Source organism: Pontibacterium granulatum (genome assembly GCF_029961155.1).
In the GTDB taxonomy this organism is placed as follows: Bacteria; Pseudomonadota; Gammaproteobacteria; order Pseudomonadales; family Balneatricaceae; genus Pontibacterium; species Pontibacterium granulatum.
In genome coordinates this window covers 19,275-32,445 of sequence record NZ_JASBRH010000015.1, presented here as the reverse complement: position 1 = coordinate 32,445, position 13,171 = coordinate 19,275, and the positions used below count along the sequence as shown (strand labels likewise).

At 52.5% G+C, this 13,171-nt stretch carries 13 protein-coding genes; 10 read left to right on the top strand and 3 right to left on the bottom strand.

Annotation, left to right across the window (positions count from 1 at the left end; translation table 11 throughout):
* Window positions 1–4: 4 nt before the first annotated feature.
* Entirely contained in the window at window positions 5–364 is a 360-nt protein-coding gene (gene hpf / locus QKW35_RS14245; protein ID WP_282354090.1) for a ribosome hibernation-promoting factor, HPF/YfiA family, read from the top strand.
* A gap of 121 nt (window positions 365–485) precedes the next feature.
* Here the strand turns inward: hpf and QKW35_RS14240 are convergent, their stop codons facing one another.
* On the bottom strand, window positions 486–2,447 hold the full coding sequence (locus QKW35_RS14240) for an acetoacetate--CoA ligase (RefSeq protein WP_282354088.1): 1,962 nt from the start codon (window positions 2,445–2,447) through the stop codon (window positions 486–488).
* Window positions 2,448–2,588: 141 nt separating this feature from the next.
* Here QKW35_RS14240 and QKW35_RS14235 point away from each other — a divergent pair, with 141 nt between their 5' ends.
* The 6 genes from QKW35_RS14235 to QKW35_RS14210 all read left to right on the top strand — a co-directional run bounded on the left by QKW35_RS14235 (window position 2,589) and on the right by QKW35_RS14210 (window position 5,780).
* Window positions 2,589–2,822 carry a VF530 family protein gene (locus QKW35_RS14235; protein WP_282354086.1) on the top strand — a complete coding sequence of 78 codons (234 nt, stop codon included), beginning with the start codon at window positions 2,589–2,591 and terminating at the stop codon, window positions 2,820–2,822.
* Window positions 2,823–2,832: 10 nt separating this feature from the next.
* The gene (locus QKW35_RS14230) at window positions 2,833–3,315 is read left to right on the top strand and encodes an FKBP-type peptidyl-prolyl cis-trans isomerase (protein WP_282354084.1); all 483 of its coding nucleotides are present in this window, start codon (window positions 2,833–2,835) and stop codon (window positions 3,313–3,315) included.
* Between the two features lie 136 nt (window positions 3,316–3,451).
* Window positions 3,452–3,850 carry a M15 family metallopeptidase domain-containing protein gene (locus QKW35_RS14225; RefSeq protein WP_282354082.1) on the top strand — a complete coding sequence of 133 codons (399 nt, stop codon included), beginning with the start codon at window positions 3,452–3,454 and terminating at the stop codon, window positions 3,848–3,850.
* 64 nt (window positions 3,851–3,914) lie between these two features.
* Entirely contained in the window at window positions 3,915–4,547 is a 633-nt protein-coding gene (locus QKW35_RS14220; RefSeq protein WP_282354081.1) for a methylthioribulose 1-phosphate dehydratase, read from the top strand.
* Entirely contained in the window at window positions 4,547–5,224 is a 678-nt protein-coding gene (gene mtnC, locus QKW35_RS14215) for an acireductone synthase (RefSeq protein WP_282354080.1), read from the top strand. The genes QKW35_RS14220 and mtnC overlap by 1 nt, the downstream gene beginning before the upstream one ends.
* A gap of 10 nt (window positions 5,225–5,234) precedes the next feature.
* The gene (locus QKW35_RS14210; protein ID WP_282354079.1) at window positions 5,235–5,780 is read left to right on the top strand and encodes a 1,2-dihydroxy-3-keto-5-methylthiopentene dioxygenase; all 546 of its coding nucleotides are present in this window, start codon (window positions 5,235–5,237) and stop codon (window positions 5,778–5,780) included.
* A gap of 138 nt (window positions 5,781–5,918) precedes the next feature.
* Here QKW35_RS14210 and mtnA read toward each other — a convergent pair whose 3' ends face one another.
* A complete protein-coding gene (gene mtnA, locus QKW35_RS14205; protein ID WP_282354078.1) occupies window positions 5,919–6,938 on the bottom strand; it encodes an S-methyl-5-thioribose-1-phosphate isomerase in 1,020 nt (339 codons plus the stop codon).
* Window positions 6,939–7,077: 139 nt separating this feature from the next.
* On the opposite strand from mtnA, the gene mtnK reads away from it, so the two are divergent.
* From mtnK to QKW35_RS14190, 3 genes are all read left to right on the top strand, one after another.
* Window positions 7,078–8,286, top strand: coding sequence for an S-methyl-5-thioribose kinase (mtnK, locus tag QKW35_RS14200; RefSeq protein ID WP_282354077.1), 1,209 nt, complete (start codon window positions 7,078–7,080; stop codon window positions 8,284–8,286).
* 171 nt (window positions 8,287–8,457) lie between these two features.
* Window positions 8,458–8,727 carry an STAS domain-containing protein gene (locus QKW35_RS14195; RefSeq protein WP_282354076.1) on the top strand — a complete coding sequence of 90 codons (270 nt, stop codon included), beginning with the start codon at window positions 8,458–8,460 and terminating at the stop codon, window positions 8,725–8,727.
* Between the two features lie 50 nt (window positions 8,728–8,777).
* Window positions 8,778–10,382 (top strand): Hpt domain-containing protein, encoded by a 1,605-nt coding sequence (locus QKW35_RS14190; protein ID WP_282354075.1) that lies wholly within the window; start codon window positions 8,778–8,780, stop codon window positions 10,380–10,382.
* 188 nt (window positions 10,383–10,570) lie between these two features.
* On the opposite strand, the gene acnB is transcribed toward QKW35_RS14190, so the two are convergent.
* On the bottom strand, window positions 10,571–13,171 hold the full coding sequence (gene acnB / locus QKW35_RS14185) for a bifunctional aconitate hydratase 2/2-methylisocitrate dehydratase (protein ID WP_282354073.1): 2,601 nt from the start codon (window positions 13,169–13,171) through the stop codon (window positions 10,571–10,573).

The following is a 13,171-nucleotide window of genomic DNA, read 5'->3' as shown; positions in this document are numbered from 1 at the left end:
CGTTATGAACGTGAATATCACTAATCGCAAAGACCACAAAGTATCCGACGCCGTACGTGACCGTGTTAACGACTGGCTGGCTAACAGCGCAGAGCGTTATGAAACTATCACCAGTGCGCAGGTTACTATTGAAAAGTCTGATGAGCGTTCTGCAGTAGTTGAAGCAAGTATCCATGTTGCTGGCAACGATGTTTTTGCCAAAGCTGAAGCTGACAACCTATATGCGGCGCTGGATGCGCTGGAAGACAAGATTGATCGTCAGTTGGATAAGATCCATCAGAAGCATGTTAACAAGAAAGGTGTCCAGAAGCCGGAAGAGATGGATACCGATGGTGATATCGACGGAGATGCAGTACCGGCTTAATAGGCCTGTTCCGGAAATCGCTACGCGCCACAGTATCGTTGTACAACACCTGGCGTAGTGAAGTGAAAACCCCAGTGAGCTTAGCAGGTCACTGGGGTTTTTCGTTATAGGGTATGAATCTCTAGGATTTGGAAGGCTGAAGGGCCGGTATATTGCGATACAGCTCCAGTGCTTCCGGATTGGCCAGCGCATCTGTATTGGGAACTGGTTCCCCCATCACCATATTGCGTACCGCCAATTCAGTGATTTTTCCGCTCAGGGTGCGTGGGATGTCCGCAACCTGCAGAATGATATCCGGAACATGACGTGGTGTGGTGCCTTGGCGGATTACCCATTTGATTCTGTCTACCAGCTCCTCACTTAAGCTCATCCCCGCCTGCAGTCGAACGAACAATACAATGCGTTCATCTTCATGCCAGGGTTGGCCAATACAGATACTTTCTATCACTTCATCCAATTGCTCGACCTGACGATAAATCTCTGCCGTACCGATGCGAATCCCCCCTGGATTGAGTACTGCGTCTGAGCGCCCGTAGATGATCATGCCGTCATTTTCGGTAATCTCGGCATAATCGCCGTGGGACCAGACGTTGGTAAACCGATCGAAATAGGCTTGGTGGTAGCGCTGGTCTTCCGGGTCGTTCCAGAATCCGATCGGCATGGAAGGGAAGGGTGAGAGGCATACCAGTTCGCCTTTGCGGTCATACACGGTCTGACCATGTTCATCGAATACCGACACGTCCATGCCCAGTCCGCGGCACTGTATCTCACCGGCGTACACGGGTCGTATCGGGCAGCCCAGTGCAAAGCAGGAGATGATATCGGTGCCGCCGGAGATTGAGGCCAGCATCAGGTTGGACTTGATGCTTCGGTACACAAAATGGAAGCCTTCGTGCGGCAAGGGAGAGCCGGTGGATAAAACAGCACGGAGTGCGGGCAGTGAGAAATGCTTGATGGGTTCAATCCCGGTTTTCTCTAGCGCTGAAAGGTATTTTGCGCTGACGCCCATCACGCTGATCGACTCTTCTGCGGCAATACGCCAAAAGATATCCACTTCCGGCGCAAAAGGTGCGCCGTCATACAGCACCAGCTTCGCGCCTGAGGCCAGCCCGCTGACCAGCCAGTTCCACATCATCCAGCCGCAGGTGGTGAAGTAAAACAAGCAGTCGTTGCGGCTCAGATCCACATGCAGGCGGTGCTCTTTGAGGTGCTGTAGCAAGGTGCCCCCCACACCATGAATGATGCACTTCGGCGTGCCTGTGGTGCCGGAGGAGTAGAGGATATAGAGTGGTGCATTAAAGTTCAGTTGTTCAAATTCGATCTCCTGTGCCGATTCTTCCGCTATAAAGTCCTGCAGCAACAATGCGTTATCCATAGACTGCAGATCCGGTGTCTTGCTGAGATAAGGTACGATCACCAGATGTTCGACCGAATCAATCCGTCGGCTGACCTCGAAAATGGTATTCAGACTGCTTAATTCCTTTCCGTTGTAGTGATATCCATCGGCGGCAAAGATCATTCGGGGTTGAATCTGCCCAAAGCGATCCAGTGTTCCCGCAACGCCGAAGTCCGGCGAGCAGGAAGTCCAGACTGCACCCAGTGAGGTGGTTGCCAGCATTGCGATAACCGCTTCGGGAATGTTGGGAAGGTATCCGGCGATACGGTCACCCGGTTGTATCCCGTGTGCTTTCATTGCGTTGGCGAGTTGTGCCACCTGTCTGTACAGTTCGGCGTAAGTGAGACTTTTCTGTTTGCCGGTTTCGTTCCAGCTGACAAGAGCGGTTTGGTTGTCACGGTAACGCAGCAGGTTTTCGGCAAAGTTGAGCTTGGCACCGGGGAACCAGCGGCTTTTGTAAAATGGTCTCTCCTGCTCCAGTACATGCTCACTCTCGGCGGACGCGACAACCCCGGTAAAGGCCCACAACAGTTTCCAGAACACCTGAGGGTGCTTGATCGACCAGCGATGAAGCTCCCCATAGGTGGTCAGATGCTGGTGATGTTGTGAGTTGATTGACCGCATGAACTGCCCCATCTGGCAGCTACGTATCTGCTCAGCGGTAGGTTGCCAAAGTGGATCGCTCATTGAGCACCTCAGTGCCGATACGGCTTGTTCTGGATTGATCATTCCTTACCTTAAAGCTCGTTTAAGATCTGCCATTCGTCAAGCTGTGCTTTGGCGTATACTATGTCGCAATAATTCGCCATCTTGCGATCAGGTAAGTAGATGACCACACAGAAAAATAACCCGCTTCACGGCATTACGCTTGAGCGTATCGTGACGGAACTTGAAGCCCACTACGGCTGGCAGCGATTGGGCGAGCTGATCAACATTCGCTGCTTTAAAAGTGATCCGAGTGTGAAGTCGAGCCTGAAGTTTCTGCGCAAGACGCCTTGGGCGCGTGCCAAGGTGGAAGAGCTGTATATCAAGACCCAGGTGTCGCCCTGGGGGCAGAACTGAGAGAAAAGAAATGGAAATTACTAAAGATACTGTTGTGACATTCCACTACGTGCTAACCGAAGTTGACGGTGATCAGGTAGAGTCTTCCTACGATGTGGATCCAATGGCCTTCCTGGTGGGACACCAGAATATCTTCCCGAAGCTGGAAGAAGCACTCATGGGCAAGTCGGTCGGTGATAAAGTCAGCGCTACCCTAACACCGGTTGATAGTTACGGTGAACGTCAGGAAGGCAACACACAGCGTGTGCCGATCAAGCACCTGCTGACCAAGGGCCGTCTGAAGCCGGGTCAGTCTGTTAAGGTAAATACCGAACATGGCGCTCGTGATGCGACGGTGGTTAAAGTGGGTCTGAAGAACGTGGATCTGGATACCAACCACCCGCTGGCAGGTAAGCACCTGCAGTTTGATATGGAAGTGATGGATGTGCGCGAAGCCACTCAGGAAGAGCTGGATCACGGTCACGCCCATGGCGTTGGTGGTCACCAGCATTAAGCTGTTCATCATCGTTAGATGAATCAGTTGCATGATAAGCCCGGTGTTGCGGAGTAATCCGCCGCCGGGCTTTTGGGTTCTACGCTATCTTTTTTACTGGAGTCCCTGTCAAATCTGCCCGTAAGAGGAGTTGGCCATGCCAAGTTTCAGTAAACAAAGCCAGCAACAGCTGAGTACTTGTCATCATGATCTTCAGGCAATCTTTACTGCTGTAGAACGTACGATTGATTGTGAAGTACGTTGTGGTCATCGTTCCAAGGATGAGCAGGAGAAGGCATATGAGGAGGGGCGTTCAGGTTTCCACTGGCCTGAAAGTCATCACAACGATAAGCCGGCGATGGCCGTTGATGTTATGCCGACGGATATCGATCCGGAAGATCTGCGCCGTTGGCACTGGTTTGGTGGCTACGTACGCGGTCTGGCAGACCGGTTATTCGATGAAGGCGTGGTTACCCACCGCCTGCACTGGTCTGGAGAGCAGGGAGACCCTGAGCTTAGCAAGTACCCACACTTCGAGATCTATCTGCCGCACTAGATTTTATCGCTGTAAATGCAGACTGTCGTGAAAGCGCATTTGCAGTACACTAGCGTCCTTATTCATGGTTGTAATAGTAAGGTTTAAGGTGCACGCACAGCAGATTATTGAGGCCGGACGCTGGATCGACCAACAGGGTTGGTGCCCGGCAACCGGTGGTAACTTTTCGATCCGACTGGATGCCAGCAGTGCCTTGGTCACTGCGTCAGGTTGCCATAAAGGGCATCTAACCGATGACGATTTCCTGGTCGTTAATCTTGATGGCGAACCGCTAGAGGGACACGCAGGTCGCAAACCTTCCGCTGAGACATTGTTGCATACCCGACTGTACGCATTGGATACGCGGATTGGTGCGGTATTGCATACCCACTCTGTAGCGTCCACCGTTTTGTCTCGTCTGGAGAGCAGTGATTGGTTTGAGCTGTCCGGCTATGAGATGCAGAAATCTCTTTCGGGTAACGCCACCCACGATGAAACGATCCGTCTGGCGGTATTCGACAATACCCAGGATATGACGTCGCTGGCAGATCAGCTCAGTGCGCGCTGGACTGATCAGCCGTTGCAATGGGGGTTTCTGGTGAGTGGGCATGGGCTTTATGCCTGGGGGCGCGATATGCAAGAGGCCCGTCGTCACCTGGAAGGGCTGGAATTTCTATTTGCCTGTGCGCTGGAGATGCGCCGACTTGGAGCAAACTGATGGCAATTCGAGCTATTTTGACTGATATCGAAGGTACAACCACCGATATCTATTTCGTTCACAAAACCCTGTTTCCTTATGCAGCTAAACATCTGCCTGACTATGTACGCGCAAACCTGCAAGAGCCCGCCGTTCAGCAGATTCTGGATGATGCCCGGCAGGAAATCGGTCAGCCGGATGCAGATGCGGATACGCTGATTGACGCATTTCTGGGTTGGATTGAGGCGGATAAAAAAGTCACCGCGCTGAAGGCATTGCAGGGGCTGATCTGGGCAAACGGATATCAGCAGGGAGACTTCACCGGTCACCTCTACCATGACGCGATTACCTACCTGCAGGGCTGGCATGAACAGGGTTTTAAGCTTTATGTGTTCTCCTCCGGCTCGGTGAAGGCGCAGAAGCTGCTCTTTGGTTACAGTGATGCCGGTGATATTACAGGGTTGTTCAGTGGTTATTTCGACACCACAACCGGACACAAGCGTGAGCAGGCGTCCTACGAAGCGATTGCAGACGCGATCGCTTTACCCGCAGCAGAGGTGCTGTTTCTGTCTGATGTGGAAGAAGAGCTGGACGCAGCGCGGGCAGCAGGTATGCAAACCACCTTGTTGGCGCGGGATGATGAGCCGGAAAGCAGTGCCCATCCTGTGGTAAGTAGTTTTGATGAGATCGAACTGTAAGGAGTCACACGTGAGCGCGTTAACGATCTATCCGGAAAATAATTCTCAGACAGTATTGCAACAAACCGAAGACGCTGAAGCTATTACGCAGGCTCTGGCTGACGTGGGTGTACGTTTTGAGCGTTGGGACGCTTCGGCATCGCTAACAGCTGAGACCTCTCCAGACGATATCCTGGCGGCTTACCGCACACAGATCGAAGCCCTACAGGAAGCCGAAGGGTACGTGACCGTTGATACTATCAGCCTGGCATCAGACAATCCGATGAAGGATGAGTTGCGTCAGAAGTTCCTCAGCGAGCACACGCACAGTGAAGACGAAGTGCGGTTCTTTGTGCGTGGAGAGGGGATGTTCTACCTGCATCTGGAAGACAAGGTGTACAAAGTTCACTGCTGCAAGGATGACCTGATCTCGGTACCAGCCAACGCCAAACACTGGTTTGATATGGGGCCGAATCCGGACTTTACGGCTATCCGCCTCTTCAACAATCCCGATGGTTGGGTCGCAAACTATACCGGTGATGAGATCGCCGAGGTTTTTCCAAAGTTTGATGGCTGATCAGTTTTTGCCACAGGAATAAAGTGGGACAGCTAAAACTAAAAAGCCCGATTCGGTAGTTCGAATCGGGCTTTTTTATAGTTGGTGTCCCGTCCTGAATAACGTTATCTTGCATATATATTCGAAGGTTTCAGGGGATTACCGGTTAGCTAAGGCGCCGGCTGCGATCTGAACCTGATCAAACACGCCGTTATCCAGAATCCAGCCTGTCACAAGTTTGGCCGGTGTTACATCAAAGGCCGGATTGAATACGTGCGCTTCAGTCGGGCTCCAGCATACATCGCCAAAGCTACCGCTCACACCGCGTACCTCTGCGGCACCGCGTTGTTCAATCGGGATGGCGTCGCCATTCGGGCATTCCAGATCGACGGTGGTGTAGGGCGCTACAACGTAAAACGGCACATTGTGGTAGTGGGCGTTGACCGCCAAGGAGTAAGTGCCCACCTTGTTGGCAAAATCGCCGTTGGCGGCAATACGGTCCGATCCGACTAAAATCGCGTCTACCTTGCCTTGGGCCATCAGCATCGCAGCCATATTGTCGCAGATCAGGGTGTAATCCACGCCGAGCTGCTGCATCTCCCAGGCGGTCAAACGTCCGCCTTGCAATAGCGGGCGGGTCTCATCGACGAACACATGAGGCGCCTTACCCTGTTTTTGCAGCTCGGTAATTACGCCGATGGCGGTGCCTGCCCCCGCGGTCGCCAGGCTGCCGGTGTTGCAGTGGGTCAGGATGCTGGCGCCTGCGCTGATCAGTGCCGCACCGTTGGCAGACATCTTCTGACACAGTTCGATATCCTCATCAAACAGGCGCTCTGCCTGTGCGGGCAGGGCTGCGGGACCGCCAACGTTAAGTGCTTCGAGCATGGTGTCGAGGTTGTTCATCAGATTAACCGCCGTCGGTCGAGCTGCGCGCAGCTGCTCGGCCGCTTCACGAAGCTCCGGTTCTGGCATGCCTTCTTCGGCCAGGCGTGCAAGTAGCAGGCTGGCACCAATGCCAATCAGTGGCGCACCACGAATCTGCAGTTTTTTGATCATAGCGATCATCTCTGCAGCGCTGTTGCAGGGAAGCCAGCGCTCGCAGTGAGGCAGTTGATGTTGATCGAGGACTTCCAGCTGATCGTTGATGCAACGGATGCTGGTGGCGATAAGGTCTTTCATCGGTACAGGCGCTCGTAACGGACAATATGCGCCGTACCTTAGCAGAGCTTGTTTAGTGGTTAAACTGCCATGTTTATTCCTGTGGAGTTAACAGGTATCTTGAGGGGCTTCGGTAGTGTCTGGTAACTAAGGTCCCCTTATGAGCTTCAGAAAGTTCGAACAAGATGAAGAGTTGATCCGGTTTGTGCGTGAGCACACGGATCTGTTTACCGCAGATGATGAGCTGACGGTGTCAGAGATCGGTGATGGCAATATTAACTTTGTGTATCGCATTGCTGCTGTGAATGGCTCTAGCGTGATTGTTAAGCAGGCGCTGCCGTATGTTCGTATTATCGGTGAAGGCTGGCCGCTCTCTCAGGACCGCGTTCGCATAGAAGCGGAGTCCCTAATCATTGCCGGTAAGTATTGCCCGGATCTGGTGCCGCATGTGTACCACTTTGATGCTGAACTCTGCGCCATTGTGATGGAGGATATCGGTGCGCAGGAAAACCTGCGTCATCTGCTGGTCGAGCGTCGTCGCCTACCTCTGTTGGGGGAGCATCTGGGGCGCTTCTTGGCATCCACACTGTTCTTCACCTCGGATTTCTATCTGGATGCCTACCAGAAAAAAGAGCAGGTGCGCGGCTTTATCAACCCTGATCTGTGCAAAATCACCGAAGATCTCTTCTTTCTGGATCCGTACTGCGATCATGAGCGCAACAGCATCAATGACTTTGTGCGTGAGCAAGCCGAAGTGCTATGGGATGATGAAGTCCTGAAATGTGAAGTGGCTAAACTCAAAGCCCGGTTCCTGAGTCAGCCGGAAGTGTTGCTGCATGGCGACCTGCACTCCGGGTCTGTGTTTGCTAGCGAAACTGGCACCAAGGTGATCGATCCTGAGTTTGCGTTTTGTGGTCCGGCCGCCTTTGATGTGGGCTCCATTATCGGCAATCTGTTCCTGAATTTTGCGGGGCAGAGTCAGCAAGCCGGTGAGCTGGATGAGCGGGTAGCGTATCAGCGTTGGTTGCTGGAGACTGCTGAGACCGTTTGGACAACATTTGCAGAGCAGTTCCGTGCGTTGGTAGCTGAACACGGAAGTGAACCGACGCTTTGTCAGACAGCCTACCTGGATTGGTATTTGGATCAGGTGTTTCAGGACACCCTGGGGTATGCTGGCACCGAGATGATCCGCCGTACCATTGGGCTTGCGCATGTAGCAGACATCGAAACGATAGAAAATGCCGAAGTCCGTGCCGAAGCCGAGAAGCTGTCGCTTGAAATGGGCCGCGCGCTGATCGTTCAAAGAGGGGAGTTCGAGGCGATTTCTGCACTAAAAGAATTTGTAGAAAATCGCTATTTCTGCGACTGAATTCGGCCAAAAATTTAAGTAAATCCGCTGTCTATCCTTGGTCTTGCTAGATAACCTAGTGCTTTTCTAATCTGGGATATGAAAAGTTCTAAAGTTATGACTTTCTAAGCCGAACAATTCAAGAAGAATTCTAGGGATCCTCCGCTAGTAAAGGATAGACCGGGTTTACCTATGCAAGAGTTTAACCTGCCTGAAAGCTCCATCATTGTTGGTGTGCGAGCTTTACACCGGCAGCTGACCGAGTTAGCTGCGTCCCGTTCTGATGTTTCTATCAGTGCCTCAGAAGTTGCCGCCATCGATGCATCTTCACTGCAAACACTTACCGCTTTTGTAATTGCTCAGAAGCAAAACGGTCTCAGGGTCGAGTGGAAAACATGCTCTGCCCCGTTTCTTGAAGCCGCAGCCTCACTTGGCTTGAAGGATCATCTTGGCTTGTTATGAAGAACCAAAAACAATGATTAGCATTGGCTGCTTAAAAGAGAGCAAGCGCTATGAGTATTGATACCAGCGAATTTCTAGACGTACTGACGGAAGACAGCATCGAAGCGCTTTCTAATATAGAAGCGTCGTTGCTGGAGATTGGTAATGGCAATGATAGTGCTGAGTTGATTAATACGATTTTCCGTGATGCCCACTCCATCAAAGGTGGCTGTGGGATGCTGGGTTTGGAGGAGATTGCTGGCTTTGCTCACTTGGTCGAGGCATTGCTTGATCAGGTACGAGAGGGGGAGCGCGCGTTAAATATGCCGCTTGTCGGCCTAATGCTGGAGTGTGTGAGTGCTCTTCGCGGTATGTTTGATGTGCTGAAAGATGGACGCGATAACGATGCCACTTTAATCGCCGCTCTGAAGGAGCGCCTGTTGGCCACACTGGAAAATAGGGAGGCCATCGTCACCGCTTCTAAATCCCCGGTTCGGGAAGTGCTTGGTGTGCCTGGGCCTGCAGCAGGGTTGCCTTTGGCTGAGAGGCCTAAGGTTGCGGCTGAAGGCGCCGACCTTTTGCTGGGGGATCTGGTCAGGGGGAGTGAGTTAGTCGACCAGGTCGAATCGGTTGTCACAGAGTTACTTTTCCCGTCAGGTGATTGTGAAATGTCTGGATGGGCCGTGCAGTTTGTGCCGGACCATGATCTCTTTCTTAGCGACTATGACCCCCTGAGGTGTGTAGCTCAGTTGGCTGAGCTGGGTGATGTTGAAGTTACATGCGATGTTAACGTGATGCCTGAGATTGCTCGTATCAATCCGGAGTTGTGTTACCTTGCCTGGGATATCAAGGTGGTTACCGATGCGGGAATTGATGCCGTACGCGCTATATTTGCGCCGGTGGTGAATCAGTGTGAGTTGATTGTCGAGCCGCTACAAGAGGCGCATGCTAAACAGTTGCGCGCCATTATCGCCGAGCAGGAAGCCTCTCGTAAGGATAAGCCGGGGCAAGATGCGCTTACGTTCTTGCGAGAAACCGTAGTGGGTGAATTTAATCAGGTCGATGCTCAGGTGGCAGAGAGTGCAAAGGAGCAGAGCTTTTCGGAAGGGGCGCGATTTACAGGGCCTTCTCAAGCGGAAGGCGCGACGGTTCTTGAGGTTGGGGGAGGGGGATCGAGGGGCCGTGGAATGGATTTGGAAATGGCCTCCCAGCCTGAAAAATCTGAAATACAAAAGAATGTTGATAGTGAAAAGGATTGTCCTGACAATCATTCTACAGTGGATCTTGGCGCAGATTCGTCTGGCGCGGAAAATGTTGGGATAGAACCAGAAATGCAGACTGAACGGACGTTGTCTTCCCTGGGGATGCCTAGTACGACATCCATAGCACCAGTTATGCCTGTTGGAGAGGCTGAGCACAAAGAAGATAATGTTTCTTCGGAAGGCAGGGATACCGCCGTTGCTAGCTATGCAGTCAGTGTATGCAATCAAAAAATTGATACATTGATCAATATGGCGGGTGAACTTATTTTTGTGCAAGCGAGGCTGGCAAAGCTTAGCGAAAAGCTTGAGAGAAGTGGCTTGCAGGAGATAAAGCATCTGAGTGATGGCCTTGCTCGACTAGAGAGTAACGCGAGCGAACTTCAGGGAGAGGTGGTAAGTGTTCTTAAAAAATAGTGTTTACTTCTATGGCGTATCTCTGGTGGGGGAGTGGTGCTTACCGATGCTGAAAAGGGGTATGAAGAGGTATCGATACTATAGGTCGATATTAAGCTCATGTTGGAAAGAATAAAAAACCGCTCATTGAGCGGTTTTTTTGTATCAGGCCGAACCGGTTGAAACCGGTTCGGAATCACTAAGAGTGATTACGCTTCAACTGTAGGGATTACAGTTGCCGCTTTGTCCTGGTAGCTCTGGATCTGGTCGAAGTTCAGGTAACGGTAAACGTCATCCGCCATCGTATCCAGCTTCTCAGCGTATTCCATGTACTCAGCTGGAGTAGGCAGTTTACCGATCAGTGCAGCTACAGAAGCCAGTTCTGCAGAAGACAGGTAAACGTTAGCGCCAGTACCCAGACGGTTAGGGAAGTTACGGGTAGAAGTGGAAACTACAGTAGTGTTGTCGCCTACACGTGCCTGGTTACCCATGCACAGGGAGCAACCTGGCATCTCCATGCGTGCGCCCGCACGGCCGAAGATGTTGTAGTAACCTTCTTCTGTCAGTTGAGCCGCATCCATCTTGGTTGGTGGAGCGATCCACATGCGAGTTGGAACTGCTTTACCTGCAGCATCCAGCAGTTTACCTGCTGCACGGAAGTGACCGATGTTGGTCATGCAAGAGCCGATGAATACTTCGTCAACGCTGTCGCCAGCAACTTCAGACAGCAGTTTCACGTCATCTGGGTCGTTCGGGCAAGCAACGATTGGCTCTTTAACGTCTGCCAGGTCGATCTCGATCACTGCAGCGTATTCTGCGTCAGCGTCGCCTTCCAGCAGTTCTGGGTTAGCCAGCCACTCTTCCATGCCAGCGATACGACGCTCGATGGTGCGAGGATCGCCGTAACCTTCCGCAATCATCCACTTCAGCATGGTGATGTTGGAGTTCAGGTATTCGCGGATCGGCGCTTCGTTCAGCTTGATGGAACAAGCAGCTGCGGAACGCTCTGCAGCGGAGTCAGACAGTTCGAATGCCTGCTCTACTTTCAGATCCGGCAGACCTTCGATCTCCAGGATGCGGCCAGAGAAGATGTTCTTCTTACCCGCTTTTTCTACGGTCAGCAGACCCTGCTTGATCGCGTAGTAAGGGATAGCGTTAACCAGGTCACGCAGAGTGATACCAGGCTGCAGCTTGTCGCCTTTGAAGCGAACCAGAACAGACTCAGGCATATCCAGTGGCATTACACCGGTAGCAGCTGCGAATGCAACCAGACCGGAACCTGCCGGGAAGGAGATACCGATTGGGAAACGGGTGTGAGAGTCACCACCGGTACCTACAGTATCAGGCAGCAGCATGCGGTTCAGCCAGGAGTGAATTACACCGTCGCCTGGACGCAGGGATACACCGCCACGGTTCATGATGAAGTCTGGCAGAGTGTGGTGGGTGTTCACATCGATTGGCTTAGGGTAGGCCGCAGTGTGACAGAAAGACTGCATGGTCAGGTCAGCAGAGAAGCCCAGGCAAGCCAGGTCTTTCAGCTCGTCACGGGTCATAGGACCGGTGGTGTCCTGGGAACCTACGGTAGTCATCTTAGGCTCACAGTAAGCGCCCGGACGAACACCTTCTACGCCGCATGCTTTACCAACCATCTTCTGAGCCAGGGAGTACCCCTTGCCAGAGTCAGCTGGCTGCTCTGGAGTACGGAACAAGTCGGTTGCTGGCAGGCCCAGTGCTTCACGAGCCTTAGCAGTCAGGCCGCGACCGATGATCAGTGGAATACGGCCGCCTGCGCGTACTTCGTCCAGAAGAACAGGAGTTTTCAGGCCGAATTCGCACAGAGTTTCGCCGGTTTCAGCGTTAACTGCTTTACCTTCGTATGGGTATACGTCTACAACGTCACCCATGTTCATGCCGGAGGTATCCATTTCGATTGGCAGAGCGCCTGCATCTTCCATGGTGTTGAAGAAGATCGGAGCGATCTTGCCGCCGAAACAGTATCCGCCAGCGCGTTTGTTAGGTACGCAAGGGATGTCTTCACCGAAGAACCACAGTACGGAGTTGGTTGCGGACTTACGGGAAGAACCGGTACCTACTACGTCACCCACGTATGCAACCGGGTGGCCTTTAGCTTTTACAGCTTCGATCTGAGCGATCGGGCCTTTAACGCCAGGAACTTCAGGTTCGATACCTTCGCGTTCCATCTTCAGCATTGCATTGGCGTGCAGCGGGATGTCTGGACGGGTAAATGCGTCTGGAGCTGGGGACAGGTCGTCGGTGTTGGTTTCACCAGGAACCTTGAATACTGTAACAGTGATTTTCTCAGCCAGTTCTGGCTTGGAAGTAAACCACTCAGCTTCTGCCCAGGATTCCACGATCTGCTTAGCAAAAGCGTTGCCAGCATCCATCTTCTCTTTAACGTCGTAGAACGCGTCAAACATCAGCAGGGTGTGGGACAGTGCTTTAACTGCAGTCGGCGCCAGAGCGTCGTTGTCCAGGCAGTCGATCAGCGGCTGGATGTTGTAACCACCCAGCATGGTGCCCAGCAGCTCGGTTGCTTTCACAGCGTCAACCAGAGGAGACTCTGCTTCACCTTTAGTGATAGCAGCCAGGAAAGCAGCTTTTACATAAGCAGCTTCGTCTACGCCTGCTGGTACACGGTTGGTCAGCAGGTCTACCAGGAATTCTTCTTCGCCCGCAGGTGGGTTTTTCAAAAGCTCAACCAGAGCAGCAGTCTGTTCTGCGTCAAGCGCTTTTGGAGGCACGCCTTCTGCGGCGCGTTCTTCTACATGTTTACGATAAGCTTCAAGCAC